The organism is Wolbachia endosymbiont of Anopheles demeilloni (assembly GCF_018491735.2).
Lineage (GTDB): Bacteria > Pseudomonadota > Alphaproteobacteria > Rickettsiales > Anaplasmataceae > Wolbachia.
Map to the genome: position 1 here is coordinate 355,777 of NZ_CP084694.1, position 26,047 is coordinate 381,823.

Below are 26,047 nucleotides of genomic sequence, written 5' to 3' on the forward strand. Positions count from 1 at the left end.
TTAAACCCATAAAAACTTAAGGATAAATGAAGAGAAAAGTATCTGTTAAGTTGCATAGCTACTGTGCAAAATATTGAAGAAAAAAGGTTTTATCCCAGTGCTTCCTACCTTATCATCCCAGTGCTCAGACACTGGGATCCATTGTTCCTTTCTGGATTACAGCGTCACGCGCTGGAATGACACCTATTTGTTTTTAGTACTTCCTTTCCTGTCATTCAATTAGCCTTTTCTTTTCATTCCAGTGCCCAGACACTGGTGCTCACAAGCAAACTAATCATAGGAGGTATTATAATAAAAACAACGTTTGCAATGAAATTACATAAAGTAAGTGTCACAAACCGGAATGACACCTATTATTGTTTTTACTTTATATCTTTATTTGTCTATCTTATTTTGCCATTCTGTTGAACGAATACAGGAAAATAAACTGTAATATCTAACTTTGATGCAAAAAGATCAACATATAACACGTAAAAGTTACTGAATCACTTTAGCCATATATAGAATTATTTTGTTAAATATTCTCTACTCCCAGGTTTCATTATGGGTAATTGTTTTAATTCACTTGGCAGTTCTTCCTCGCTATAGTTTTTGATATTTAGTTCAATCAAAGATATGATAGGAAAAGGTAGTTTTGTTTCACTATTTCTCTTGATCAAAGAAGCTCCAGCAACAACTTTACCTCCCTTCTCTTTTGCACATTTTACTGCTTCAAGTGAAGATTTACCTGTGGTAATCACATCTTCAATTAGTAATATCTTCTCACCTTGTTTAATCTCAAATCCACAGCGTAATTCAAATTTACCATTAACACGTTCGCAAAATATTGTTCGGATTCCAAGCTGTCTACCAATCTCATAACCCACGATTATTCCACCAATTGCAGGAGATAGTATTAAATCTATGGGTTCAATAAGCTCTTTTCTTATTTTATTCGCCAATAGCTCACAAACGTTCATTGCTCTGCTTGGATTTTCAAAAATTTTAGCGCATTGTATGTAAGTGTTGCTGTGCAGCCCTGACGAGAGTACAAAATGTCCGTGCAAAATCGCACCAGCCTCTTCAAATTCTTTTATTATTGTATTATCTAATATCATTCTTGAGTTTTAAATTCTTTATTAATTATCTGTGTTATACAGATATCAGACCACACATTTATTGCAGTTTCAAACATATCAATGATTGTATAAATAGGCAAAATCAATCCCATAATGTACAAAGAAACATTCATTGATACCAAATAATTAGTTGCCATAAAATAGCACCCTATCGGCACTCCAGCGTTACCAATTGCAGCTCCTGTAGCTAAAAAAATCCATATGAACATCTCACTTAAGGAAAATGTGTGCCCATTCATCTCTGCAACAAACATCACTGTGATTAAAATAAATGCAGCACACGCATTCATATTGACTGTTGTGCATATTGGTAGAATAAAAGATGACAATTTCTTTGGTACCTTTAGCTGATTTTGCACACATTCTATAGTTGTAGGCAGCGTTGCACTAGATGATTTAGAAAAAAATGCAAGTGTAAGTGCTGGCATAACACCTTTCATCGTTTGAATTGGTGATATACCTTTATGCCACATGAGTAGTGGCAAAATCACAAATGCTTGCACGAAATTTGCAGACATTATGCAAGCAAAATACCAAAAAAGACTATGGAATTCGCTGCCACCTTTTAACTCGTATAAAAAACATGTGATAAAAGACCATACAGCAAGAGGAATAAACTTTAATAACCCTTGAGCAATTCTAAGAAGTGTATCAAATAGTGCAGAAAATATTTGGTGTAATATATCTTGTTTTTCTTTTGAGAGCGAAATAATAGCTCCACCCATCAAAAAAGCAATCAATATGCTGCCAATAACGTTATTTTCAAGAAAAACTTGCACAAAATTTGATGGAATGAGTGATTTTAAGTATGAAAAGTAATTGTGGTTGCTGTCACTCACACTTTCTATTGTGTTACTTATAAAATTTTTTCTTACTGGATCTATAAATAAATAAAAAGATAGCGCAACAAATGCAGCTATAATGGTTGTAAGCAGCGTATAGAACAGCGTCTTCTTAAGTAAGACTTTAATTTCAATTGAGTCTTTAAGCCCTGAAATTGTGGACACGATAGATAGAAAAACCAAAGGTAAACTGATTAATTTCAACAAACTGATGAATATATCACTAAATAGCTTTGCTACTTCAAATATCACTTCATTATTTAAATAGTAAGCGACAACTGAAAACAGTATAGAAAAGAATATTGCAAGTTTGCGCATTGAAAATAAAACCTCATAATGATATTATACAATAATTTTTGGAATTAGGTTAAGATAATCAGCAGCAGCTATCTACCTAACACTCTTATCTCCCACTCAAGTTCAATGTTAAATTTATCTTTTACTGCATCTTGTACTCTGTTGCCAAGGTTTTCTAAGTCGAATGCAGTTGCATTGTTGTAATTGAGCAGAAAATTACAATGTTTCTTAGAAATTTTAGCTCTACCGTTACTTAATCCTCGGCAGCCAGACTCATCAATCAGTTTCCATGCCTTGCAGCCTATTGGATTTTTGAATATACAACCAGCAGTTTTTCCTCTTACTGGTTGACTTTTATTTTTTTTATCAATAACTTCTTTCAATCTTTGCAATATAAGCTCATACTCTGAACTTACTCCTTTAAATTCAGCTTCAATAAAAATCCACCTACCTTTTAAACTATGTCCACGATAAAAATATCCCATTTCTTCACTGGAAAATTCATATAAATTTCCATCTTCTAGATTCACTGCCCTTATAAACTTTACAACACTCGCAATATCACTACCATATTCACCTGCATTCATCTCTATCCCACCGCCAACTGTTCCTGGAATTCCAGCAAGAAACTCAAGCCCACTAATTTGCTGTTCCCCGGCAAAGTATGCAAGGTTACTAAGCAATGCAGCACCACCTGCAACAATGGAGTTATTATCTTTACATTTTATATATGCAAATTCCTTGCCTAATTTCACCGTTATTCCTCGAATGCCACTATCTTGCACTATTATGTTAGATGTTGCACCGATAATGCTAATTGGTAACTCAGTATCTTTTATCAAGCACATTAGATCTTCAACGTCACGTGGTTTAAATAGTACATCAGCTTGGCCACCAACATTTAACCAAGTCATTTTAGACATTGAAACATTATAACGGTAGATTCCACATACTTTAGGTAAGCTTATAAGCATTTTGATTTTAACTCTAATCCTGCATCCATACCCATTTTTTCTGCATCTTCTACAAACGAAGTGCGTTCAGTAAAGAATATAACTCTCTTGCCCGCTAACATACAATAAAGATGTAGCATGTTTTCACTCACATATTCTGCTAAAGCTGCAAGCGGTGTAAAGCATGAACCATTTACTGTCTTCATGAAACTGCGCTCTGATTTTGCCCTTATAAAAGACATATTATTATTAATTTTCTCTAAAAGATCGATAACTTTTATATCATTCTTTCGGCATTGAATGCAAATTGCACCCTGCCCTACTGCGCTTAACATGACTTTTGGTGGCAATACTTCTGTAATTAAGTGATATTTTTTTAATCTTATCAGCCCTGCTTCAGCTAAAATCATTCCATCAAAATTCTGATTTTGCAGTCTAGTTTTCACATTTCCACGCATTGGCACTACATTTAAGTCTGGCCTGAGATTTAACAGCTGAACTTTTCTTCTTATTGAAGAAGTTGCAATTGTAGCCTGCTGTGGCAAAGTTTTTAGGCTCTTATATTTATGAGAAATAAATACATCACATGGACTTAGCCTCTCTAAAACACAAGGAATTGTTAAGTCCTTCGAGAAAAACGCAGGTACATCTTTTAGCGAATGAACCGCCATATCTATATTATTTTTGAGTAATTCAGCCTCAATCTCCCTGAGGAACAGTCCTTTACCTCCTATTTCAGCAAGGGTTACATTAGCATATTTATCACCAGAAGTTTTGATTTTAATGATCTCAACGGATAGATTAGGAAAAGACTCTAATAATCTTTGTTTTGCTTCCAAAGCTTGGATGATCGCAAGGTCGCTTCCTCTCGTACCTATTTTAACTAGCATATATCCTTCATATTATATGTCTATATTCTATGTCCATTTTCTATTATCTCCAGTTTAGTTATTGAATACTTTATAATTAGTGCATAGTATCACGAATATTTAGTAATCGACGAGTATGTATGTTTGATATTTTAAAAGATTTTAATGGCAGATTTAATAAAAAGAATATTTTACCTCTTGTAGGTGCCACTGTTGCTATTATTCTAACAGCATTAAGTGCAGTAGTAGCAATTCCCAGATTTTCCTCTCACCCCTCTCTATCTAGTCCTCTCGGTTGGAAAGATTTAAGTTATAATAAATTTCTTGCTAATCACATACCACTTAGCATAGTTATTTTCTTAACACTTGGCTTATGCACTTACCTTGCAATTGACAAAATTAGACAAAACAAACAGAGAATCTGAGAGCCAATTCTGAACCTAATACATGTGTTTATACTGCTTCAATAAATGATGTTCTAGAAGAACAAAATCAATTATAGAGATATTGGTTCTAGGCTTGTTTTTTATCTTTCACGGACCTTTTCATTTAGGTGCTTGTGATTAGCAATCATTCAGTTTACACTGTACCTAAGTATAGTTTAAATTTATGCTAAACAAGCTCACAGTTAAATCTCTTTCAGTATTGCTAATTTTTTTGCTATCTTTATATATAACACTGCCAAACTTCTTTGATAATAAGTTTTTCACCTCAAAAAAGAGGATAAATCTAGGGCTCGACCTGAAAGGTGGATCATCTATACTCCTGAACGTAGACTTAGATTTTTACTTCAAAGAGAAACTAAGCATGCTAACCGATGAAATAAAAGAAGGTCTGTTAACACAAAAGATTGAATTTAGCGCAAAAAACGATAAACAAGTGGTTGTAACTTTAAATAATATTGATGATTACAAAAAAGTTTCAACGTTAATACATAAAATAAACCCAAATTTAGAATTGAGTAGAAAAAATACTGCAATTTTCATTTCATATAAACCGCATTATAAGAATTCATTAATCAATGAAGTAGTTTCAGAGTCAATAGTTAATGTTCAAAGACGCTTAGATAAGCTTGGTACTAAGGAAGTAAGTGTGCAAAAACAAGGGCAAAATAAGATATTAGTCCAAGTTCCTGGAGTAGAAGACACTCAACAGATAAAATCTCTGCTTGGCAAAACAGCCAAGCTGGCCTTCCATTTGGCAAACATCAACGTAGCTAAAATGCAAGATATCGATCATGACACTACGATTATGCTCAAGGATTCTTTGGGTAATTCCTACCCGATATTCCGCAAAACTGAAATAGGCGGTGATTCATTAGTTAACGCATCAGTTAGATTTGGCAATTTAGGTAAACCAACAGTACATTTCAAATTCGACAGCATAGCAAGCAAAAAATTTGCAAAAATTACTAAAGAAAATGTAGGAAAGCCTTTTGCAATTGTTTTAGATAACACAGTCTTAACTGTACCAACAATACGTGAACCTATTCTAAATGGAGAGGGAGAAATTAGCGGTAATTTCACTGAAAAACAAGCGAGTGAACTTGCAATACTTTTAAAATCAGGTGCACTACCTGCACCACTTAAAATAATTGAAGAAAAAAACATTGGTCCAAGCCTTGGAGAAGAGTCAATAAAAGCAGGAGAAATTGCAGCAATAATCTCTATCATAGCCGTTGGTTTATCTATAATCATTACTTACGGCAAATTAGGCTTATTAGCGTCTGTTGCACTCGTTTTTAATGTAATCTCTATACTACTCATTCTTACCTTACTTGAAGCAACTCTTACTCTCCCTGGAATTGCTGGAATTGCACTAACTGTTGGCATGTCGGTGGATGCAAATGTTTTAATATTTGAACGCATCCGCGAAGAAATAAGAGCAGGAAAAAGAACAGCTCGTGCCATTGAAGAAGGGTTTAAAAATGCAATAAAAACAATTCTTGATTCAAATCTCACTACACTAATTGCTGCAGGAATAATGTTCATTATTGGTAGCGGAGCAATTAGAGGGTTTTCTGTCACTTTATCGATAGGAGTTTTATGCTCGATGTTTTCTGCAATTATAGTCACAAAACTTCTGATAGAATTGTGCATCAACCCACAAAAGCTAGTACTTTAGTATCTGTTCAGCAGAGCGACAAAATAAGATAGATGAAAAAGACAACTAAATGGTTGTCATGCAAGTAGCTATCAAGTCTTTTCGTCGTCAAAAACGTTGTAACATGCTCACCAATTTAGTGAGCATAAAACCAATATATTTGTGGAGGAAAAGGAAAAAAGAAACAGAAACCATCTTCAGGCTATCACAAAGGATATGGCCATAAGATTAAAAATATGGATAGATTTATCAAATTTCTGAATGGAAATCAGGATATTAGAATTGAAAAGATAATTGAAGAATTTGGTAATATGTGTAGAAGCACAGTATATAACTACCTTAGCAAAGTAAACTATACATATAAAAAAACTTTTCTTTATCGAGAAAGAGATAAAGAGAAACGCAAAGAGTTCATAAAAAAAGTAGAAGAAATAAATAAAGGAAACTTGATATACATAGATGAGTCTGGAATAGAGGACAATGAATTTTATGAATATGGGTGGTCTCAAAGAGGAAAGAGGTTATTTGCCCAGGGTTCAAAAGAAAGAAGGTAAGCATGATTGGAGCACTGAATTCAGGAAAAGTTAAAGCATCATCGATAATTGATGGCTACTGCAACAGCGAGATTTTTGATGCTTATGTAGAAAATGTACTTGTCCCTGTATCTAAACCTGGACAGACTATTGTTCTCGACAATGCGAGTTTTTATAAATCTGCAAGGACGAAAAATTTGATAGAAAATATTGGGTGTAAAATTTTGTTCTTGCCTCCATACTCCCCTGCTCACTTTTACCCACAATTTTGAGAGGTCATGATGTGAAGCATAACTATGCTCTCCTTAAGATTTTCATAGCCCCGCCATAGAGTCATAGCCCCTGGTAAATTATCACTTTTTCTATTCATAAATCCACCTCTTCCTGCAAGACTTCAGATCTGCTACAATAATCTCAAACTTTCCTCGACTTATATCACTTGGATATAAACTTCCCATATCCTACTTTATCCTCTCATTCTATCCCTTTTTTGAGATCATGTACAGTCTCTTAGAATTTTTGAATCTTTGCAATATGCTTCCCAAATTTTGTCAAATTCTTTTTTATCTCTATTTATTAACGCTTTAGTCAAAATTGTATCTATGCTCTTACCGTTAATAACAAAGTCCATTCTGTCAAAATCCAAAAACATTGTTTCACCAGAGTTTGCTAACTTGTTGTTTTTGTCAGCCCTTAACCTGCTAAAATCAAACTTTTCCGCTTGAGCCTTTAGCGTAACTACTGGATTTCCCTTTTTTTCCTGTATAGAGTTGTTCATTGTTAATACTTTGATATGGATTGCTGATAGTATAATAATACATAAAAATAGTTAATATGTTAATATTATACTTAACATAGACAGTCATAATAGGGTGACAGGATTTTAGTAAGGCTCTATTATGAATAAACGGTTTTACACAGTATGAATGTTGATGAGTAATCAAGTGTGCTGACTTTTCTAAATAGTAAAATTGAGAATATACCAAAGTTTCATTCCGCAATATTGACTAAACTTTGCGGTGGAGACAGAGTAATGGACTTGCTGTTTTATAGGCCGCTCAGTTATGTGGATAGAAGTAAATCACTACCTGATGCTCAAGTGGGAGAATTTACAACTTTTGTGGCAAAAGTGTATGAGCACCAGCGCCCCACTGTTAGAGGTAGGCCATATAAAATAATCGTTGAAAGTGAAAGTCAGTATTTATTTATAGTTTTTTTTAATTACTCAGTTAAATATTTGTATAAATTATTTCCAGTTGGAACAGATATAGTAATCAGTGGTAAACTTGAAAAGTTTGCCGAACATTGGCAAATTACTCACCCAGATTACATGTTGTCTGATATCAATCTATTTAAAGAAATAGCCTGCATAGAGCCAAATTACCAATTATGTCGCGGTATTACTAACAAGAGCATTAGAAACATAATAAGTTCTAATCTAAAAGATTTGCCTGATTTGCCAGAGTGGATAGATGAAACATTAATCAAGCAAAAGAAATGGCTGAATTGGAAAGAAAGCATCATAAGATTGCACAGACCGAGCTCACTCGCAGAAGCAGAAGTTTGCAGAGAAAGACTTGCTTATGATGAGCTATTTGCGTACCAGTTGGCACTAAATCTTGCAAGGGAAAATTATGTAAAAAAAGAGGGAAAAGAGTTTATAATATTGAGTAAATACAAAGAGCAGGTCTTAAATGAATTACCGTTCCAATTAACAAATGATCAAATTCGAGCGATAGATGAAATCTCAGAAAGACAAAAATCCAGATACCGCATGGTAAGTCTGCTGCAAGGTGACGTTGGGAGTGGCAAAACTGTAGTTGCACTCTTTGCGATGCTGAATGTGGTAGAAAATAACATGCAAGCAGCTCTAATGGCACCAACTACTATCTTGGCTGAGCAACATTATAATTGGATCGAAGAAGCTCTATCTTGTACTGATATAAAAGTTGCTTTGCTTACCGGTAAAATTGCGCGCAAGGAAAGAAAGATTATTATGAACGAACTTGCAAGTGGTATTTTAAATATAGTAATTGGTACTCATGCATTATTTCAAGCCAACGTTACATTTAAAAATTTAGGACTTGCAGTCATAGACGAACAACAGCGATTTGGAGTGATACAGAGGAATCGGTTGGTAGGAAAAGGAGAAAATACCGATATACTTTTTATTACTGCAACTCCCATTCCAAGAACCTTGCAGCAAGCTATGTATGGTGATGTTGAATGTTCTATTTTAAGGAAAAAACCAAAATCTAGATTGCCAATAAAAACCGTTATTATGAACGTTAAAAAAGTATCAGATATTATTCAAAGACTGAAAGATGCTATAAATAGAGGCGAAAAAGCATATTGGATCTGTCCATATATAGAAGAAAACGAAGAACTCAATATTGCCGCAGCAGAAATGCGCTTTCAGGAACTACAAAAGACATTTTTTGATAGAGTTGGAATAATACACGGAAAACTAACTCAAGAGCAGAAAGATCAAGTGATGTTTTCCTTCAAGAGGAATGAATTTTCTCTGCTTGTTGCAACTACTGTGATAGAAGTTGGCATAGATGTACCAGATGCAACTATTATGATTATAGAGAATGCAGAGCAGTTCGGGTTATCGCAATTACATCAGTTAAGAGGTAGAGTAGGACGAGGAAATAAACCGTCTTTTTGTGTACTGTTATATGACAATCTCAGTAAAAGTTCGTATTCAAAGTTAAAAATTATGTGTGAGTCACAAGATGGATTTTATATTGCTGAAAAGGATATGATGCTGAGGGGTAGCGGAGATATTCTAGGCACAAAACAATCAGGGTGCATGGAGTTTAAATTTGCTGATTTATATGAGGACAGAGAATTGCTCAACCTTGCATATAATAGTGCAAAAGGTACAATAGCTAATTTTGAATTACTGCTTGATATATTTGAATATAGAAGTAGACTACATTTTTCAAAATTTCAGTAATCTTCCAAGCCATAACCTTCATGAGTAGAAATTCCTTGACAGACGGGAGTATTTAACAAACCATACGCGTCAAGTTAAGGAAAAATAAGAGTGAAGAAGAAGTTTTTACCATAAGAATAAATTGTGCAGAGTTAATAGCAGGCCCTGTAAACAAAATGTTAGCAGGTCAAATTAATCAAGGGCAGAAAGTATAAAAATGGAAAAAAAGCGGTAACTTAGCCTAATGACAATAAATATATATATAGAAGGTACCGTTTTAAAGAGCACAAAAGGAATACACAGTAAAAGCGAGAAGAAGTTGAGAATATGTATGGAAGCAGTGTGGAGAAGTGGCTGCCAATGATCAAAAATTTACCACAATTACAGAAGTATACACAAGAGGTTTAAAAGGTGATGCAAAAAGGGAATTTTGGCAAAATGACTTAAGTATGCACAACAAGATCCAGATTTGCATAATTGATGATCAGATGTCATTCATGCTCAGCCTATATATAGAAAAAATTCTCAAGCTCAAGAGGGCTTAGGGTGGAACTAAAATTCATGGACTTGTTGACGCACGCAATTAATTTCTTTTTTTAAAGTTAATTAATGTTAACAAGCCACGTCTGCCTGTAATCAGGTTAATACCAAAATGTAATGTAAGAGAAGAAATGGGCAGTGCTATGGTTAAATACAACAGTTTTTGTTTCTTTCTAACCATGCTTCCATATGAAAAACATATGACATAAAAAGGAAAACAAAAAGCTAAGAACCTTGACGCGCTTTACATCTTGGCTTTACCTTATTTATAATATAAATCTTACCACCCCTTTTCACAACTTTACAATTTTTATCTCTGTTACGATAAGATTTTAGTGACCCTTTAACTTTCATATCTACAGTAAGAATAGAATTACCTTACATTATGATCACTAACAGAGAGTTAGTCAATTGATAAATTTTTCACATTTTATTAAAATACTGTATAATTGTTGCTGATACTTCTTCGATTGACCTTTGCGTGACATCAATAATTGGCCAGTTATTTTGCTTAAAGAACTCCTCTGCTTCTTTAATTTCCTTTTCTACTTTTCTAGGGTCAGCATATATATTATTACCTTCATTATTAATTGAAGTCAGTCTATTTTTGCGTATTTCTATTAGCCTTCTTACGTCTATTGTTACTCCTATAGTCAGTTTATTTTTTAATTTTGCTAAGTCGATGTAAAAGGGTATCTCGCTAACAAAAGGAACATTTGCAACTTTATAGCCTCGGTAAGCTAAATACATACTGGTGGGAGATTTTGATGTGCGTGAAACTCCAACCAAAATTATATCGGCTCTATCAATATCTTGAATATTTTGTCCATCATCATGATTAATGGTATAGTTTATTGCCTCAATGCGCTGAAAATATTCGTTATTTATCTCAGCATGTAAGTCAAGTTTTTCGTCTTTTTCAATTTCAAGATAGGATGAAATTTCCCTAATAATGTGTGATAATATCGCTCTGTAGGGAATTTTTAGCTTTATACAATTATTTTTTAGATATTTTCTTAGCTCATCATTAGTAATAGTGCATATAACAAAATTATGCTCATCACTTTTTCTATTAATTTCCTCTAAAATTTTGTCAATCTGCTCTTCTCCTTTTACGAAAGACCAAACATATTCGATCGTTTCTACAGAACGAAAGTGTTTCAGAGCTGATTTTGCAACTGATATAACAGTTTCACCACTTGAATCTGACACTAAGTGTAGGTTAAGCTTTTTAAGGGTCATCAATATTATACTAAAAATAATAGCAAGCAATCTGCTACTGAAATTGTGCTAATTTATTATACTACGTAAATATAGAAAAACTATCTTGTTGATAAAATTCAAACTAATTGATAAATTCTTAACACAATTATTCTCAAAACGAATGTTTTTATTAAAGCCTACAAATTTCACTTCTTTTACTAAAAAAGCTCTACCTTGGCTTGGGGTTATGTGTTTCGCATGTTTTTTAATTGGAATGTTCTTGGCATTATTCTTCTCCCCAGGAGATTATAAACAAGGAGAAATCGTACGAATTATGTATCTTCATGTGCCTTCTGCATGGCTTGCTCTTGGAATATACGGACTCATTGCATCACTCAGTTTCATTTCGTTGGTATGGAACAATAGTGTTGCTAGTGTCTTAGCACATGCCGCTGCTCCTGCAGGGACAGTCTTTTCGGCAATATGCTTAATCACAGGTAGCATCTGGGGAAAAGGAACATGGGGTACTTGGTGGGTATGGGATGCAAGGCTTACTTCAATGCTGATTTTGTTTTTTCTGTATGTTGGTTATCTTTCATTGTGGAGCGCTTTTGATAATCAAGCAAGAGCAGAGAAATCATCAGCAGTATTTGCCATTTTTAGTGCTATAAATATTCCCATAGTAAAATTTTCTGTGAATTTATGGTCTACTCTTCATCAGCCAGCAAGTATTTTTAGAAAAGGTGGAGTAGCAATAGAAGGTTCTTTACTGCTGCCACTCATTGCAATGTTTATATTTTGTGCAACATTCTTTTTAGTAGTGTGGATACTTAATGCCCTTTATTTAATTAATTTGCAGAAGATAAAGAGAGAAATCAGTATGCGGTATTAGGTATGCAGTTCCAGAGTGTAATGTTGTGAACAGCGACAGAGATTAAAATGTAGAGCAATCATCCATTAGCAAGTTCCAGAACTAATTACGTACAAACCACACTTCAAGATTATAGTGATTAATCACATGCAAGTAGAAGAATCATGACTCTCTAAGGTGAATTGTATGCAAAATTAGCAAAGATACGTTAGAAATTGAAAGAAAATTTCTATTGATAGATATGCTATATCTATAATACAAGTTATTAAATTTTTAATTACTTTAGCTTATAATAGCTCCTAAGTTACCATGAAGTTTCTTGAAATGTGGTTTCTTTTACTCACATTAAATTTGTAGTTTTTTTATTTTAATACAATTTCAATTTTGACTGTAGAGAAGGTTCCGATGTCAAAAAACACCTATAGTGACCAAATTAATAATAGTTATTTATATAACAACAAACTTTTTTATGGTGAAGAGGATATAGATGAGATCACTGAGGGTGAAACTACGACTGAGAAGGAATTTACAAATAGTTCCGTAGTAAAAGAGGATTTTGAACTAGTGGAAAAGAAGCTTACGAAATGTGAAGAGGAGGTTAAGCGAGCAAAAGCAGAGACTGAGTGGTATAAAAAAATAGCTGAAGAATGTAAAAAAGGAAGTGGTACGGGCGAACCCGTTACCGACGAAGGAGAGAATGAAAATGGAGAAATTACATCTCGAAAAGTAACCTCAGATTGTTCCAAGTATGAAAATTGTAGGCCGTACTCTCATTTTTATAAAGTTGATAATAAGATAGGTTGTCAAGGTTTTAGTGCATCTGATTTACTGAGGATCTTAATTCAATATCCTGGCTTGATAATATAGAATGTGAAAAATGTGTGGATGATCAAATAGAGTTAGCGTGTCAAGAAGAAGAGATTAAGAGTTTCTGTTACCCGAACGTTTACCGTAGTAATCCAGAATTCAACAAGAGCTTTTTTTCCAGAGGAGCATGTCCTAATCTCTTTAGAGAGTCCAGTGAAACAAGTGTTGTAAAAGCAAAACAAGTTGCACCATTTATACTTGTTAATACCTTAGGACAAATGATAGATAAAGAGGGTAATAACACTAAAGTATAATATGATGCATTGAAGCGTTATCTAAATGATGATGGTAAAATCAAGGATTGTGGAGATAATCAAAAGTGTAAGGATTATATTCCAATTATGGAGAAAGTTGCATGGAATAGTGATAAGGAAGTACTATCAAAAACTGCTGTTAATAATACGCAAGAAGCAAATCCTTACTATTATGGAAATGAGGATAATTCTACTTTCGTTGAATTTGGTTCTATATAAGGCTGAATTTGTCTAATTTTTTCTATACTAGACACAATTTAGTCGTATCTGAACAAGTACATAATCTATATAAAGAGGACGTAGGTACCATTTGTCCTTTTAAGGCATTAATGTCAATGATATGCGTAATCCATGATTTTAAATATGATGATCCTCCTAAGTAATAAAAAAAAACTCAGAAAAATGTATATAGCTATGATAGAAGTTATCTATACATAAGTACAATATACTTTAACTAGAGATTATAAATTAATGAAGTTGAAAAGTCTGCAGACGAAGATAGATTTCGAGCTCTAGAATATCTTCACCATCAAAATAACGAAGCTGTCAAAATTTGTCAAGTAATTTTTATCGCAACTGTACAAACATTGCACAGGACAAATTTAAAATGCTGTAAAATGGTGTCTGTTCAGACGCATGTGAAACCAGTGCTTCTTTTCATCCCACTTCCATGCGGCTAAACCCTTTTCATAATCTCCTATCTATCATTTCTTAAACCACTCCCCTGAACGGATACAATTAAATACATTTTTAACATTTTTATAAAAAACTATTAGTATAGATTTGTATGCTGCCCTCATGGCTATTTTAAAATGTTTAATACTCCTTTTCATTATTTCTTGTACACATCTACCTAACAAGCAACATTCTGTTAATATAGACAATTATAAGCACGATTATTCGTTGCAACAATATAATACTCCTTTGAAGAATAACGAACCAGCAATACCAGAAATGATACCTTTATCGGTAAAGTTTCCCGATCTTACAACCAGTAATCAGTTTCTTTCGATTAATGTTGATGAAAAAGTACCAATAAAGGATTTACTGATTGAGATAGGAAAACTTTCTGACGTTAACTTAGACATAGATCCCAAAATATCAGATAATATTACTTTAAAGCTAAAAGATAAGAACATAAACGAAGTAATTCAGAATATAGCCAACAGCGCCAAATTGCGTTACTCAATGAATAATGGTGTAATTAGAATTGAACAAGATTTGCCATATGCACAAAATTATTACGTAGACTTCATCAATATTTAACACTCTGCGCAAAGGAGTTTTATCATTGGTAACAATATTACCGACAGTGATGGTGATAGAAACTATATGAAATCTCAATATAGTAGTGATTTATGGAATTCATTAGAAAAAGGCTTAAATACAATAATGGATGTTAACGGAGTAGATGATGGTGAGTTTCTTTCATCCAACAGAGAAGCTGGTGTCATTATTCTAAATGCTAGAAAAGATATTCACAAAGCTGTTGAAGAATATATTAATAAAGTTAAGAAATTGGCGTCTTCTCAAGTAATGATCGAGGCCAAAATAGTTGAAGTTTTATTAGACGATAAATACCTTTCTGGTATCAACTTAAATGATTTGCATAATGAAACCAAATCTATAACAAATCAAGGTAATTCTATTATTGACCTAGCAATTAACTCTAGTGTGAGTGATTTAGGAGATTTAGTAAAAAAATTAGGCAAATTTGGCACTTCAACCGTAATTTCAAGCCCTAGAGTACATGCTATAAGTAATCAGCAAGCAATGATTTCATTTACTAAAAACCATATCTATTTTACTTCCGATATACAGAAAAATACCAAAAATTCTAATCATGCATTAATTACCAAATGAATAACACTCCAATAGGTGTGGTGTTAATAATCCACCCAAGCATTAACATTGATACTAATGAAATATTCATGGATATAAACCCAACCTTATCAAGAATTAACGATTACACTAAAGACCCAAATATAGAATATGTCGCACAACAGAATAAAATGAAATTAAATAGTGACATTCCAATTATTGAAACCAGAGAAATGCACTCTACGTTAAAAATTAAGAGCGGCGAAGTTATGGTAATTGGTTGGCTTATAGAGCATAGAAAAGATAACCAAAACTTATTGTATCAAAAGTCAAAAAAGCTGGCTAAGACAGTAGAAACCGTAATCTTCCTGAAAGGAACAATCGTACCAACACTTGGTTTATTAGATATAAAAGATAGGAATTTATATATATATTAAACGTATCTGTTCAGGCAATCGCATCAACTTAAGGAAAGATGTTGGGGTTACTATTATGATAAGATAGAGAGTATCAGAATGATAATTAAGACAGCTTAATCATAAATCTGTTGCGGTAAATTTCAGTTACTTTAGTCATATATTAAATTTTTTAAACAGGTCTTAGTTTACTTACTTTATTGTTTTCTTTATTATCAAATATTGCTTTAAATAATATGGAGGAGCACATTGTCAGCAATTGCCGTTATTGATTTTGGTTCACAGTTTACACAGCTTATTGCAAGACAAATCAGGGAAATGGGCGTTTACTGTGAAATATTTCCAAGCAATATCGATTTCGAAACAGTATCAAAATTCAATGGATTTATTTTTTCTGGAGGACCGCAATCTGTAAATGACAATTGCTCTGAAGTAAGTGAAGTAGCACATAAAATTATAAAACTTAACGAAACAATAAACACTCCTATACTTGGAATATGTTATGGACAGCAACTCATTTGTCATTATTTCGGGGCAAAGGTAAGAAAAGAATTCAATCAGGAATTTGGCAAAACTAAAATCAAGATACTAAAAGAATCCCCAATTATAAAGGATACTTGGGACGTTAATTCCGAAGTCGATGTGCTAATGAACCATGCAGACAGTGTCGAAACTATACCGCAAGGATTTACTGCTATTGCCTCAGGTATAATAAATCAAACAATCGCAATAATTGCCAACGAACAGCGGAAGATTTACTGTACTCAGTTCCATCCTGAAGTTAAGCCTACGACAAATGGTAGTAAACTTCTCTCTAATTTCTTAGATATTGCAAATTGTGAGAGAGATTGGACAATGAAGTCATTCATTGAAAAACAGAAGGAAAAAATTCAAAACTTAGTAAGGAAGAAAAAAGTAATTGCTGCAGTAAGTGGAGGGGTTGATTCAAGTGTTGCAGCAGTTCTTACACACAAAGCTATAGGAAAACAATTAAACTGTATTTTTATCGATACTGGGTTATTGCGTAAGAGCCAGACCACTGCTATGTTAAAAGAAATTCCAATAAATTACGTTGATAAATCAAACTTGTTTTTAAGTAGGTTAAGGGGAATAACTGATCCGGAAGAAAAGCGAAAAATTATCGGCAATACTTTTATCGAAGTATTTGAAGAAGAGGCAAAAAAAATAGGTGATGTGGATTTTTTAATGCAAGGCACCATTTACTCTGATGTAGTTGAATCAGGGCACGCTTCAGGAAACACTAGTACAATTAAATCTCATCACAATGTTGGTGGGTTGCCAGAAAAAATGAATCTGAAACTAGTAGAACCTTTACGCTATCTCTTTAAAGATGAAGTAAGGTTGCTTGGCAAAGAAATTGGGCTTTCAGATGAGATAATATTGCAACATCCATTTCCTGGACCTGGACTTGCAGTGAGGATCATAGGTGAGGTTGATGAAGAAAAGGTACGAATATTGCAAGAAGTAGATGAAATATATATCAACACAATGAAAAATTATGATCTGTATGATAAAATATGGCAAGCTTTTGCTGTACTGTTACCAGTAAAAACTGTGGGAGTTATGGGAGATAATCGTACATACGGATATGTTTGCGCTTTAAGGGCTGTGACTTCATCTGATGGCATGACAGCTGATGCATTTCCATTTGAAAATAAAGATCAACATTCGTTAGTATTTTGGAGGTTTTTGCAAGACGTTAGTAGTATAATTGTTAACAAAGTTTCCGGAGTAAATCGAGTTGTGTATGATTTAACTTCCAAGCCACCAGCAACCATTGAGTGGGAGTAGCAATAATTTCATTCCAGTTTCAGCTACTCGAATCACACCAAAGAGGCTGCTTGCATAACTCAAATTTAAAGGAAAACTATTTAATGTCATTCCAGCGCGTGACGCTGGAATCCAGAAAAAAAGAATAATGGATCCCAGTATCAGCTACTCGGATGACATCGAAATGTTCGTACAGATATTCGTCACACACTGGAATAAAAATTAGACTTTTGCTTTGTGCAAAGTAATTTCAAGGCCGCATTTTCTTTATTTTGCTTATAGCTTCCACAAGCAGTGCAAACATAAATAAAGAATACAAATATGCTTTTGGTAGCTCTATGTGAAGTCCTTCAAGTATTAAATATATACCGATGAGTAAAATAAATAGAATGGCAATTACTTTTAAGCTTGGGCTGGATTTTATTAATTTAGCGGTATAACTTGATGAAAATAGCATTGCTAATATGGAAAATGTAAATGCTATAGCAATGATTATCATATTATGAGTTAATGCTATAGCAGTTAATATTGAATCAACAGAAAAAACTAAATCTATTAATATAATTTGTAGCACAACTAAAAAAAATTGTGATTTAACGTTTGCCTTTGTTTTGTTCTCCTTATGTACAAAAATTTTGCTCCATAACTCCATAGAACTTTTAACAATAAGAAATAACCCTCCTGCAATCATAAGCAAATCTTTTACTGAAATATCTAGTGATACAGAGTGAAATATAGGCTTTTGAATTGATAATATATGCGATGTAAAAAATAGTATTACAAAACGCATCAATAGCGCCAAGCCAAAACCTATAAGGCGGGCTCTTTCTCTCAGCAGATTTGGCACCTTATCTATTGCTAGAGAAATAAAGATTAAATTGTCTATACCAAGTATAGTTTCAAGTAGCGTAAGTATCAATAAAGTCCAAGCATCAGCTAGCATTTTCATTCCAAAGTCAGATTTTGTACTTTACAATAGATGTGTAAAAATTAAGTAACTTTGACTAGGTAATTAAAAAATCGGCCTTACCCGGAAAAGAAAGAGGAAAAAGGGCATTTTTATAATAAAAGTACTTTTGTAAGAGAAATAATGAAATTAAAAATCTAACTCTCTTTATTAAAATTTTAAATAAATTGTAAAATAGTTGTACCATGAAAATATATGCCTTCTTTGTAGATTAAGATTTTTCTTTAAATTAAGATAGATACACGATAAAAGGAAATATGATAAAAGAGTCATTAGCAAAAACTGATATAGTAAAAGTTGAAGATAAGAAAGCAACAAAGGGCTTTTTAAAAATATTAGGTGAAGTAGCAGATGCTGTAAGGTCATGGGTTGGCAATATTGGCCCTGATTTAAGTAGTAGTCGCGATGTCGATAGTTTAGTCTTGAAGATGAACGAATGCTTAAACCCAAAAGGGGGTGAAGTCTCAGCACGTAAGAACACCGTATCTCTTGGTAATTTGTACTTGAGTTTATCAGAGGCAGGTCAAATAAAATTTTTACAAACCCTGTCAGAAAAGTTCAATCCGGATAAAACGAAAATAGATGAAGAAATAAAAGTATATAAGAAAAATCAAGATTCTGAGTCGAGCTATAAGTTTGAACAAGACTTAATAAAAGTCCTTGAATCACCACGCTCTAAAATATTGAAGCAGTTTATCTCCTTACCAGAGGGCCTTAAGTTTATTGTTGATATGCGTTCTGATGTACTCAAGCTGAAGAATCAATATAAAAGTCTAAGTCCACTAGAAAACGAATTAAAAAGTATACTTTGTACTTTGGTTGATGTTGATCTACTTGATCTTCATCAAATCACCTGGGATTCATCTGCATCATTGTTGGAAAAACTTATAAAATATGAAGCTGTACATAAAATTTCCTCTTGGGGTGACTTAAAAAACAGACTAGATTCTGATCATCTCTGTTTTGCTTTCTTTCATTACAAAATACCAAATGAACCTTTAATTTTTGTAGAGGTTGCACTGATGAATGAGATTACAGATAGTATTCAACACGTTTTGGACGAATCAGTTCCTTCAAGTGACCCAAGCAGTGCAAGTACTGCTATATTCTATTCAATATCAAACACTCAAACTGGTTTATCTGGAATTAGCCTCGGTAATTTTTTAATAAAGAGAGTCGTAAAAAAACTATCGCAAGAATTTAAAAGCGTAAAAGTGTATGCAACTCTTTCTCCAGTTCCTGGATTTACAAAATGGCTAAAAAATCAAGACGTAGCTTTATTAGGTAAGCTTAATATAAAACAATCAGGTACAGAAATTTTAGAAAGCATAAAAACTAACATTGAATGCGAAAAACAGTCCCTACTGAAACTTTGTGCACATTATTTGCTAAAGGTTAAAAGCAGTGGTGGGGGTGCTTATGATCCGGTAGCACACTTTCATTTAAGCAATGGTGCATCAATAAAGCAACTAAACTGGATGGCTGATACCTCTGAAAAAGGCATTAGTCAGTCAGCCGGAATAATGGTGAATTATTTGTACGAATTGCCTAAAATAGATAACAATCATGAGAATTATATGATTAATAAAGCGATTTCTCATTCAAAAAAAGTATCGTCTATGTTAAAAGAATAATAGGAAGTATGCAAGAATGTAGAAAGTTTTAACATTTCCTAATCTTTATGTATATAATATTGAATAGCTTTATGAGGTAAAATATATGAATAGTAAGATATTAAAAGCAATAAAACAAAAAATACAAGATAGAGTAGCGCGTAAGGAACTGCACAGTCTCTTTATAGATCCTGAAGAAATAAAGTCATTCAATGATTGTGTTAGTAGTATTAAACGTGATGGAATAAGCCTAGAGGAATCAAGTGAATTGGAAACAATTTACAAAGGGCTTGATTCAATATTTTCTCACATCAGTGATGACTAGGATAAAAATAAGGGTAGCCTAAATAGTAAAAAAATTGGTGTATATTATCAAAACTTAGAGTCTATCTTAAAGATAGTAAACATAATTAAAGGATTGAAGACAGGAGTGAGCCAAGAATCAGCGATCCCCAACATTGATGAATCTGTGTTAATTTGTGATATCGAATCACTTCAGAAAAAAAACGAAAGAAGCGCTAGAAAAAGCGCAACAACAAAGTGCAGCAAGGCAAAAAGAATTAGAAGAGAAAGCTAAAGAAGAGCTCAGCAAATACATAAAAAACGGTACTATTGATACAGTGTCAATTGCAAAGTATAGTGATCAAGATCTTTTTTATGCAACAATTAAGCTAAAAGATGACAATAAAAACATAGATATTAAAGTAAGCAAATTTTTAAATAGTAAATTTTGTAAAGAAAACAATATTGCTGGTTTTTTTATTTCAAATGGTAGTCAAGAAAAAATTATACATGGTAAGCTAGATGAGAAGGGAGTAAGATGTTATTATTTAGGTACTACAGATCAATATGGAATGAAGTTTAATTGGTATGTAGGTGAAAGGGAATGTAGCATCACATTAAGTGCTAGCGACGGCAGTATTAAAATAGTAAGTAATAAACCAGATGATAAAGATTTAGAAAAAAATAAAGATGTAAAAATTAAAATTCCTGGCCTTGGTTACCTAAGCCTTGCTGATGCAGTAAAAACGTGTAGACAGCAAGAAGATCCAAGTAGCACAGTGAAGCAAGCATCAGCTAATAAGCATTGCCGTCCATTGGCAAGGACTTCAGCTTAATGTTTTTAGCAAAAAGAGATATAAATAATTGCTCTTGTAATACTTAAAATGTAAAATAGATCTACTTAAATAAGTAGATCTATGAACAATATAAGAAATTTTGCAATAATAGCACATATAGATCATGGGAAGTCAACTCTTGCTGATCGTTTGATAGAAGAATGTAACGGTCTTGAGACAAGGGAAATGACTAATCAGGTACTTGACTCAATGGATATAGAGCGTGAACGCGGAATCACAATCAAAGCACAAACGGTAAGACTCAATTACACTGCAAATAATGGTAATAAATATTGCCTCAACCTCATGGACACACCAGGTCATGTTGACTTTTCATATGAAGTCAGCCGAAGCTTAGCCGCATGTGAAGGCTCACTTTTGGTAGTAGATAGCAGCCAAGGAGTTGAAGCTCAGACTCTGGCAAATGTCTACAAGGCAATTGACAATAATCATGAGATAATAGTTGTGCTTAATAAAGTCGATCTTCCTGCTGCAGATCCAGAAAGGATAAAGCTTCAGATTGAAGAGGTAATCGGAATTGATGCAACTGAGTCAATTTTGATATCGGCAAAAACTGGTCTTGGGGTAAAGGATGTACTTGAAGCTATAGTGACAAAACTTCCCGCTCCTCAAGGTGATACAAATGCTCCACTACAAGCAATTTTAGTTGATAGTTGGTATGATCCTTACCTAGGAGTAGTAATTTTAGTGCGAGTTAAAAATGGAGTACTAAAAAAAGGCATGAGAATCGTTATGATGTCTAATAATGCTACATATCAGGTCGATAATATCGGTATTTTCACTCCTAAAAAAGTTATGACTGGTGAACTTTCAGCAGGTGAAGTTGGTTTTATAACTGCTTCAATAAAAGAAGTAGCAGACTGCAAAGTAGGAGACACTATTACTGAAGAGAAAAGGCCGTGCAGCAAGGCATTACCTGGCTTTAAAGAAGTACATTCTGTAGTATTTTGCAGTATTTTTCCCAATAACACAGATGATTTTAAATATTTAAGGGAAGCGCTAGAAAAATTACATTTAAATGATGCTAGTTTTACATTTGATGCTGAAACGTCAAATGCGCTAGGTTATGGATTTCGTTGCGGTTTCTTAGGAATGCTACATCTTGAAGTTATTCAAGAAAGACTCGAAAGAGAATTTGATTTAGATCTAACAGCAACTGCACCGAGTGTTATATATAAAGTTGCAACACAAAATGGTAAAGTTTTAAATATCCATAACCCAAGCGATATGCCAGACCCTACAAAAATTGAAATAGTGGAAGAACCGTGGATCACTGCAACTATAATGGTACCTGATCAATATTTAGGAGAGATTCTATCTCTGTGTGAAGAGAGGAGAGGAGAACAGCAGGATTTATCTTATGTTGGTAATACGACAACAGCACTACTGAAGTATCAATTACCGCTGTCTGAGGTTGTTTTTGATTTTTACGATAGACTAAAATCAATTTCCAAGGGATATGCAAGTTTGGATTGGGAAATATCCGATTATCAGGAAAGTCAGATAGATAAATTAAGTTTTTTAGTTAATGGAGAACCTGTGGATGCGTTAGCCTGCATTGTTCATAAAAGCAGGGCAGAAAAAAGAGGCCGTGAAATATGTGCACGTTTGAAAGACTTGATACCACGCCAGCAATATAAAATCGCGATTCAAGCGGCAGTAGGCGGAAAAATTATTGCTAGAGAAACGATTAACCCGTATAGAAAAGATGTAACAGCCAAGCTCTATGGTGGAGACGTCACACGAAGGATGAAGCTGCTTGAAAAGCAGAAGAAAGGTAAGAAAAGATTGCATTCTGTGGGAAACATAAACATCCCACAAAATGCTTTTATTGAGGCTTTGAAAATAAATGATTAATATATATCCAAAAACATAAATTTAAAGAACTAAGTGATATTTTCTTAATAAATTTACTGACATTGATATGGGTAAATTTGAAACAGCTATGTGAATTTGTAAAACACTATATAAGATACCATACAACGAAATCATCCCAGTGTTAAACGCTGGGATGACAGAGAGCAGCTCAATTGCTCCACTCAATCAGTAAAAATCAGATATATGTAGACATTGGCTAAAACCATTCCAACAACATTTTAGTGAAACTTAACAAGCTTATCTATAGTTTTAGTGATGATTCTTGGAGTATTTGGAGAGACTTCTGAGCCCAGTCTATTTAACAGCTCTATAGCAAACCCGCTGTTCTCATTTATTATGAAATCACATAAAATATTTTCTATATCTTTAATAACACTTTCATGCTTTCTCAGAAGATGGTTATTCGGATATCTATGAATGGTTTTGATGCTAGAATACTCAACGAAAGCTTGATCTTTAAAAGCAAGTTGTCTCAATTTCTCTTTGAATTTTTCTTCTTCATCTCTTGCTAAAAGGCAAGACTTTATCAGTTATTTTATAATCGAGTTTATAGCCTGATGTATTTCAGAATGCACTATAACTTTGATGATATTTTCTTCCACTATGCAATCATAAGTGCTTTTTTCGTTCTTTAATGACTCTATAAGCATTGTGCTATTTTGCGAATTCAATTCCAGATTCTCTTCACTTATAGTAGTCCTTATAAAGGTATTCTTATTTACCCTGATGTAAAATTGTGGCAACCCTTTAGAATAGGCAAATGCTACATCCTTAGACTCAAGTGCGTGATTGTATGAAGAAGAAAGGGTACTTGCTATAACGCTACTTGGTACTTTCATTCCATGATTACTTAGGTGATTTAACACATTCTCAACATCATGATATGTAAAACCTGTATCTTTTATCAATTCAACAACTTCTATGCAATTGTATTGTTTATACTCTATTGTCACTTCTTCTGTAAAAAGAGTTTTAGCTGCTATATGCTTATCAAGCACTGTGAAAATCTTGATGAAACTCTCTAAATCTTGTTTGTTAATTAATTCAATACTAATTAAGTTTTTGCTAACAATTATAATATTTTTTATCATTTTTTCCCACTAAAAAACTCACTAGATGAATTGTATTTTTAATTCATTAAAAATTGTTTAAAGTGGGTATGCCAGCAACAGTAAGACAAAAAAATCACATAAAATCTTCATTATGTATTATATTACATCCCTCGTGTTCATCACTGCCGCTTGTGTAAGCTGTTGCATTAATGCTATCTTCATTGTTATTTAACATATTATCCAACTTTCCTTCTTTTTCAAGATCCATCAATTTGTCACATCCAGCAATATGATGTATATAATCACCATTTTCATCAGTAATAAAAATTTGTGGAACTGTCCTGACGTTATATTTTGATTTTATACCGTCAAACAAATCCGAGTTTCTAAGTACATCAATTTCTTCGTATTTCACACCTTTTTCATCCAATAACTCTTTTGCTTTCTTGCAGAATGGGCAGTACTTCTTCACATATATTACAACTTTTCCTTTAGTATTTTTCACGATTTATCTCCATAGTTCATAAAATACAACTATTATATATAAAAAATATATATAAAATATCAAATTGTATGAAAATTATTTACAACTGTGAGCAAGGGATAAAAGATAATGTGGCACTAACTTTCGGAAATTTCGATGGCGTTCATTTAGGACATAAGTTTGCAATTTCCAATCTAAAGAAGGTAGTACAAGAAAGAGGATTACCCTCTGCAGTTTTAACTTTTGAGCCTCACCCATCAACTGTTTTATTTAGTAGGAACAATTTTAGGTTAATAGACCAAGAACAAAAAAAGGAACTAATCAGCAGCTATGGTATAGATTACTTGTATATTATTAATTTTAGTAGAGGTTTTTCTGAGGTTAGCTGCGATGACTTTATTGGTAAGATTTTGGTAAAGAAGTATGGTGCTAAACATATAACTGTTGGAGAAAGTTGTACTTTTGGTCACAAACGATTGGGTAACATATTAACTCTAGAAAAATATTCTCAGATGTATGAATATTCTTTAACTAAATTAGAGCCATTGATAATCGATAGAAAAATTTGCTCTTCTTCCTCAATCAGGGAGTGTTTACAAAAAGGCGAAATAGAAATTGCTAATAAATTGCTTGGTAGGTCTTATCAAGTTTCTGGTATTGTAACAAAAGGTGCATGTAGAGGTAGAGAAATAGGGTTTCCAACCATAAACATTCCGATAGAAGATTACATGATAAAACCTAAGCTTGGTACATATTACGCCAAAGTTGCATTTTCTGAAAATAGTTCAAGTTGGCTATATGGAGTAGTCAACATTGGTATGAGACCTACATTTAAGGACTTAAAAAAACCTATAGTAGAAATGCATATATTTGACTTCAACGAAAATGTATACAATTTTAAGGTTGACATACAACTTTTAAAATTTATTAGGGCAGAAAAAAAATTCCATAGTATTAACGAGTTAACAAAACAGATAGATCGTGATATAATGAAAGCTTACCAGTTAAAGATAAACTTATGAAAAGGATATGTTTAGTTATTATATTAATTATAGTATCATTCGATCAAACAAGTAAATTGTATATAAACTCATTGATTGATGAGGGGGAGTCAATCGAGATTACTAATTTTATGAAATTAGTTGAAGTTTGGAATTCAGGAATTAGCTTTGGAATGTGTAGTACTCTGCCTCATGGCAGCTTCTTTTTTTCGGCATGTTCAGTATTAATAATTGGTATACTTGCATACTTGATATATAAATCTAATGATAAGTCAATTTACCTTAGTTTTTCTCTGATGATTGGTGGAGCGATCGGAAATGTAATTGATAGAATCTATTGGGGCGCTGTATATGATTTCATATATTTTCATATCAATGATTGGTATTGGCCATCCTTTAATTTAGCTGATCTATCTATAGTTTGTGGAATGTGTACATTGTTATATAAGTGGTATATATATGATAGGTCTATCTCTAAGCAAAATGAGGAATGA

Annotated in this window: 26 protein-coding genes and 2 pseudogenes; 18 read left to right on the forward strand and 10 right to left on the reverse strand. The window is 33.1% G+C overall.

From position 1 onward, the window contains the following. Positions 1-506: 506 nt before the first annotated feature. The 4 genes from pyrE to hemC all read right to left on the reverse strand — a co-directional run bounded on the left by pyrE (position 507) and on the right by hemC (position 4,100). Positions 507-1,097: an orotate phosphoribosyltransferase gene (pyrE, locus tag JSQ73_RS01985; protein WP_214249418.1), complete on the reverse strand. Its 591-nt coding sequence runs from the start codon at positions 1,095-1,097 to the stop codon at positions 507-509. Further along, positions 1,094-2,278 (reverse strand): dicarboxylate/amino acid:cation symporter, encoded by a 1,185-nt coding sequence (locus JSQ73_RS01990; RefSeq protein WP_214249419.1) that lies wholly within the window; start codon positions 2,276-2,278, stop codon positions 1,094-1,096. The genes pyrE and JSQ73_RS01990 overlap by 4 nt, the downstream gene beginning before the upstream one ends. Before the next feature lie 68 nt (positions 2,279-2,346). Next, positions 2,347-3,231, reverse strand: a complete 885-nt coding sequence (gene murB, locus JSQ73_RS01995; RefSeq protein ID WP_214249420.1) for a UDP-N-acetylmuramate dehydrogenase — start codon at positions 3,229-3,231, stop codon at positions 2,347-2,349. After that, entirely contained in the window at positions 3,222-4,100 is an 879-nt protein-coding gene (hemC, locus tag JSQ73_RS02000) for a hydroxymethylbilane synthase (protein ID WP_214249421.1), read from the reverse strand. The genes murB and hemC overlap by 10 nt, the downstream gene beginning before the upstream one ends. A gap of 119 nt (positions 4,101-4,219) precedes the next feature. Here hemC and JSQ73_RS02005 point away from each other — a divergent pair, with 119 nt between their 5' ends. The 4 genes from JSQ73_RS02005 (at position 4,220) to JSQ73_RS02020 (ending at position 6,987) form a co-directional block, all read left to right on the forward strand. After that, on the forward strand, positions 4,220-4,504 hold the full coding sequence (locus tag JSQ73_RS02005) for a hypothetical protein (protein ID WP_234301847.1): 285 nt from the start codon (positions 4,220-4,222) through the stop codon (positions 4,502-4,504). A gap of 184 nt (positions 4,505-4,688) precedes the next feature. Then, a complete protein-coding gene (secD, locus tag JSQ73_RS02010) occupies positions 4,689-6,203 on the forward strand; it encodes a protein translocase subunit SecD (protein ID WP_214249422.1) in 1,515 nt (504 codons plus the stop codon). 215 nt (positions 6,204-6,418) lie between these two features. Then, complete coding sequence (locus JSQ73_RS02015) at positions 6,419-6,736, forward strand: hypothetical protein (protein WP_234301848.1); 318 nt, start codon at positions 6,419-6,421, stop codon at positions 6,734-6,736. Between the two features lie 2 nt (positions 6,737-6,738). Beyond that, positions 6,739-6,987 (forward strand): transposase, encoded by a 249-nt coding sequence (locus JSQ73_RS02020; protein WP_214249423.1) that lies wholly within the window; start codon positions 6,739-6,741, stop codon positions 6,985-6,987. A gap of 224 nt (positions 6,988-7,211) precedes the next feature. Here the strand turns inward: JSQ73_RS02020 and JSQ73_RS02025 are convergent, their stop codons facing one another. Continuing rightward, positions 7,212-7,493, reverse strand: coding sequence for a hypothetical protein (locus JSQ73_RS02025; protein ID WP_214249448.1), 282 nt, complete (start codon positions 7,491-7,493; stop codon positions 7,212-7,214). Positions 7,494-7,661: 168 nt separating this feature from the next. Here JSQ73_RS02025 and recG point away from each other — a divergent pair, with 168 nt between their 5' ends. Both recG and JSQ73_RS02035 read left to right on the forward strand, forming a co-directional pair. Next, positions 7,662-9,677 carry an ATP-dependent DNA helicase RecG gene (recG, locus tag JSQ73_RS02030; protein WP_214249434.1) on the forward strand — a complete coding sequence of 672 codons (2,016 nt, stop codon included), beginning with the start codon at positions 7,662-7,664 and terminating at the stop codon, positions 9,675-9,677. A 329-nt stretch (positions 9,678-10,006) separates the two neighbouring features. Then, entirely contained in the window at positions 10,007-10,201 is a 195-nt protein-coding gene (locus JSQ73_RS02035; protein ID WP_010402151.1) for a hypothetical protein, read from the forward strand. Positions 10,202-10,421: 220 nt separating this feature from the next. On the opposite strand, the gene ykgO is transcribed toward JSQ73_RS02035, so the two are convergent. After that, positions 10,422-10,550 (reverse strand): type B 50S ribosomal protein L36, encoded by a 129-nt coding sequence (gene ykgO, locus JSQ73_RS02040; RefSeq protein ID WP_214249435.1) that lies wholly within the window; start codon positions 10,548-10,550, stop codon positions 10,422-10,424. A 69-nt stretch (positions 10,551-10,619) separates the two neighbouring features. Continuing rightward, positions 10,620-11,438 carry a pyruvate, water dikinase regulatory protein gene (locus JSQ73_RS02045; RefSeq protein WP_214249436.1) on the reverse strand — a complete coding sequence of 273 codons (819 nt, stop codon included), beginning with the start codon at positions 11,436-11,438 and terminating at the stop codon, positions 10,620-10,622. Positions 11,439-11,580: 142 nt separating this feature from the next. On the opposite strand from JSQ73_RS02045, the gene ccmC reads away from it, so the two are divergent. The 6 genes and pseudogenes from ccmC (at position 11,581) to guaA (ending at position 17,440) form a co-directional block, all read left to right on the forward strand. After that, positions 11,581-12,291, forward strand: coding sequence for a heme ABC transporter permease CcmC (gene ccmC, locus JSQ73_RS02050; protein ID WP_214249437.1), 711 nt, complete (start codon positions 11,581-11,583; stop codon positions 12,289-12,291). 384 nt (positions 12,292-12,675) lie between these two features. After that, the gene (locus JSQ73_RS02055) at positions 12,676-13,137 is read left to right on the forward strand and encodes a hypothetical protein (RefSeq protein ID WP_234301849.1); all 462 of its coding nucleotides are present in this window, start codon (positions 12,676-12,678) and stop codon (positions 13,135-13,137) included. 14 nt (positions 13,138-13,151) lie between these two features. Further along, the gene (locus JSQ73_RS02060) at positions 13,152-13,391 is read left to right on the forward strand and encodes a hypothetical protein (protein ID WP_234301850.1); all 240 of its coding nucleotides are present in this window, start codon (positions 13,152-13,154) and stop codon (positions 13,389-13,391) included. Positions 13,392-13,400: 9 nt separating this feature from the next. After that, positions 13,401-13,610 (forward strand): hypothetical protein, encoded by a 210-nt coding sequence (locus tag JSQ73_RS02065; protein ID WP_234301851.1) that lies wholly within the window; start codon positions 13,401-13,403, stop codon positions 13,608-13,610. A 564-nt stretch (positions 13,611-14,174) separates the two neighbouring features. After that, positions 14,175-15,649 (forward strand): annotated as a pseudogene (locus JSQ73_RS02070) (type II secretion system protein GspD). Positions 15,650-15,877: 228 nt separating this feature from the next. Next, positions 15,878-17,440, forward strand: a complete 1,563-nt coding sequence (gene guaA / locus JSQ73_RS02075) for a glutamine-hydrolyzing GMP synthase (RefSeq protein WP_214249438.1) — start codon at positions 15,878-15,880, stop codon at positions 17,438-17,440. Positions 17,441-17,669: 229 nt separating this feature from the next. Here the strand turns inward: guaA and JSQ73_RS02080 are convergent, their stop codons facing one another. Then, positions 17,670-18,362 (reverse strand): TerC family protein, encoded by a 693-nt coding sequence (locus tag JSQ73_RS02080; protein ID WP_214249439.1) that lies wholly within the window; start codon positions 18,360-18,362, stop codon positions 17,670-17,672. 281 nt (positions 18,363-18,643) lie between these two features. Here JSQ73_RS02080 and JSQ73_RS02085 point away from each other — a divergent pair, with 281 nt between their 5' ends. The 4 genes from JSQ73_RS02085 (at position 18,644) to lepA (ending at position 22,995) form a co-directional block, all read left to right on the forward strand. Further along, positions 18,644-20,020: a malonyl-CoA decarboxylase gene (locus JSQ73_RS02085; protein WP_214249440.1), complete on the forward strand. Its 1,377-nt coding sequence runs from the start codon at positions 18,644-18,646 to the stop codon at positions 20,018-20,020. An 85-nt stretch (positions 20,021-20,105) separates the two neighbouring features. After that, positions 20,106-20,324: a hypothetical protein gene (locus JSQ73_RS02090; protein ID WP_234301852.1), complete on the forward strand. Its 219-nt coding sequence runs from the start codon at positions 20,106-20,108 to the stop codon at positions 20,322-20,324. A 154-nt stretch (positions 20,325-20,478) separates the two neighbouring features. Next, complete coding sequence (locus JSQ73_RS02095; RefSeq protein WP_234301853.1) at positions 20,479-21,117, forward strand: hypothetical protein; 639 nt, start codon at positions 20,479-20,481, stop codon at positions 21,115-21,117. Positions 21,118-21,198: 81 nt separating this feature from the next. Further along, entirely contained in the window at positions 21,199-22,995 is a 1,797-nt protein-coding gene (gene lepA / locus JSQ73_RS02100) for a translation elongation factor 4 (RefSeq protein WP_214249441.1), read from the forward strand. Between the two features lie 239 nt (positions 22,996-23,234). Here lepA and JSQ73_RS06715 read toward each other — a convergent pair. Both JSQ73_RS06715 and JSQ73_RS02115 read right to left on the reverse strand, forming a co-directional pair. Further along, positions 23,235-24,107 (reverse strand): annotated as a pseudogene (locus tag JSQ73_RS06715) (hypothetical protein). A gap of 94 nt (positions 24,108-24,201) precedes the next feature. Beyond that, entirely contained in the window at positions 24,202-24,573 is a 372-nt protein-coding gene (locus JSQ73_RS02115) for a glutaredoxin (RefSeq protein WP_214249442.1), read from the reverse strand. 68 nt (positions 24,574-24,641) lie between these two features. On the opposite strand from JSQ73_RS02115, the gene ribF reads away from it, so the two are divergent. Then, entirely contained in the window at positions 24,642-25,574 is a 933-nt protein-coding gene (ribF, locus tag JSQ73_RS02120; protein ID WP_214249443.1) for a riboflavin biosynthesis protein RibF, read from the forward strand. Further along, positions 25,571-26,047, forward strand: a complete 477-nt coding sequence (gene lspA, locus JSQ73_RS02125) for a signal peptidase II (RefSeq protein WP_214249444.1) — start codon at positions 25,571-25,573, stop codon at positions 26,045-26,047. Before ribF ends, lspA begins: the two co-directional genes overlap by 4 nt.

What these genes read in the sequence shown, in the direction of transcription:
- pyrE (WP_214249418.1), bottom strand. Translation starts at nt 1,097, where the DNA reads ATGATATTAGATAATACAATAATAAAAGAATTTGAAGAGGCTGGTGCG.
- JSQ73_RS01990 (WP_214249419.1), bottom strand. Translation starts at nt 2,278, where the DNA reads ATGCGCAAACTTGCAATATTCTTTTCTATACTGTTTTCAGTTGTCGCT.
- murB (WP_214249420.1), bottom strand. Translation starts at nt 3,231, where the DNA reads ATGCTTATAAGCTTACCTAAAGTATGTGGAATCTACCGTTATAATGTT.
- hemC (WP_214249421.1), bottom strand. Translation starts at nt 4,100, where the DNA reads ATGCTAGTTAAAATAGGTACGAGAGGAAGCGACCTTGCGATCATCCAA.
- JSQ73_RS02005 (WP_234301847.1), top strand. Translation starts at nt 4,220, where the DNA reads ATGTTTGATATTTTAAAAGATTTTAATGGCAGATTTAATAAAAAGAAT.
- secD (WP_214249422.1), top strand. Translation starts at nt 4,689, where the DNA reads ATGCTAAACAAGCTCACAGTTAAATCTCTTTCAGTATTGCTAATTTTT.
- JSQ73_RS02015 (WP_234301848.1), top strand. Translation starts at nt 6,419, where the DNA reads ATGGATAGATTTATCAAATTTCTGAATGGAAATCAGGATATTAGAATT.
- JSQ73_RS02020 (WP_214249423.1), top strand. Translation starts at nt 6,739, where the DNA reads ATGATTGGAGCACTGAATTCAGGAAAAGTTAAAGCATCATCGATAATT.
- JSQ73_RS02025 (WP_214249448.1), bottom strand. Translation starts at nt 7,493, where the DNA reads ATGAACAACTCTATACAGGAAAAAAAGGGAAATCCAGTAGTTACGCTA.
- ykgO (WP_214249435.1), bottom strand. Translation starts at nt 10,550, where the DNA reads ATGAAAGTTAAAGGGTCACTAAAATCTTATCGTAACAGAGATAAAAAT.
- JSQ73_RS02045 (WP_214249436.1), bottom strand. Translation starts at nt 11,438, where the DNA reads ATGACCCTTAAAAAGCTTAACCTACACTTAGTGTCAGATTCAAGTGGT.
- ccmC (WP_214249437.1), top strand. Translation starts at nt 11,581, where the DNA reads ATGTTTTTATTAAAGCCTACAAATTTCACTTCTTTTACTAAAAAAGCT.
- JSQ73_RS02055 (WP_234301849.1), top strand. Translation starts at nt 12,676, where the DNA reads ATGTCAAAAAACACCTATAGTGACCAAATTAATAATAGTTATTTATAT.
- JSQ73_RS02080 (WP_214249439.1), bottom strand. Translation starts at nt 18,362, where the DNA reads ATGCTAGCTGATGCTTGGACTTTATTGATACTTACGCTACTTGAAACT.
- JSQ73_RS02085 (WP_214249440.1), top strand. Translation starts at nt 18,644, where the DNA reads ATGATAAAAGAGTCATTAGCAAAAACTGATATAGTAAAAGTTGAAGAT.
- JSQ73_RS02090 (WP_234301852.1), top strand. Translation starts at nt 20,106, where the DNA reads ATGAATAGTAAGATATTAAAAGCAATAAAACAAAAAATACAAGATAGA.
- lepA (WP_214249441.1), top strand. Translation starts at nt 21,199, where the DNA reads ATGAACAATATAAGAAATTTTGCAATAATAGCACATATAGATCATGGG.
- ribF (WP_214249443.1), top strand. Translation starts at nt 24,642, where the DNA reads ATGAAAATTATTTACAACTGTGAGCAAGGGATAAAAGATAATGTGGCA.
- lspA (WP_214249444.1), top strand. Translation starts at nt 25,571, where the DNA reads ATGAAAAGGATATGTTTAGTTATTATATTAATTATAGTATCATTCGAT.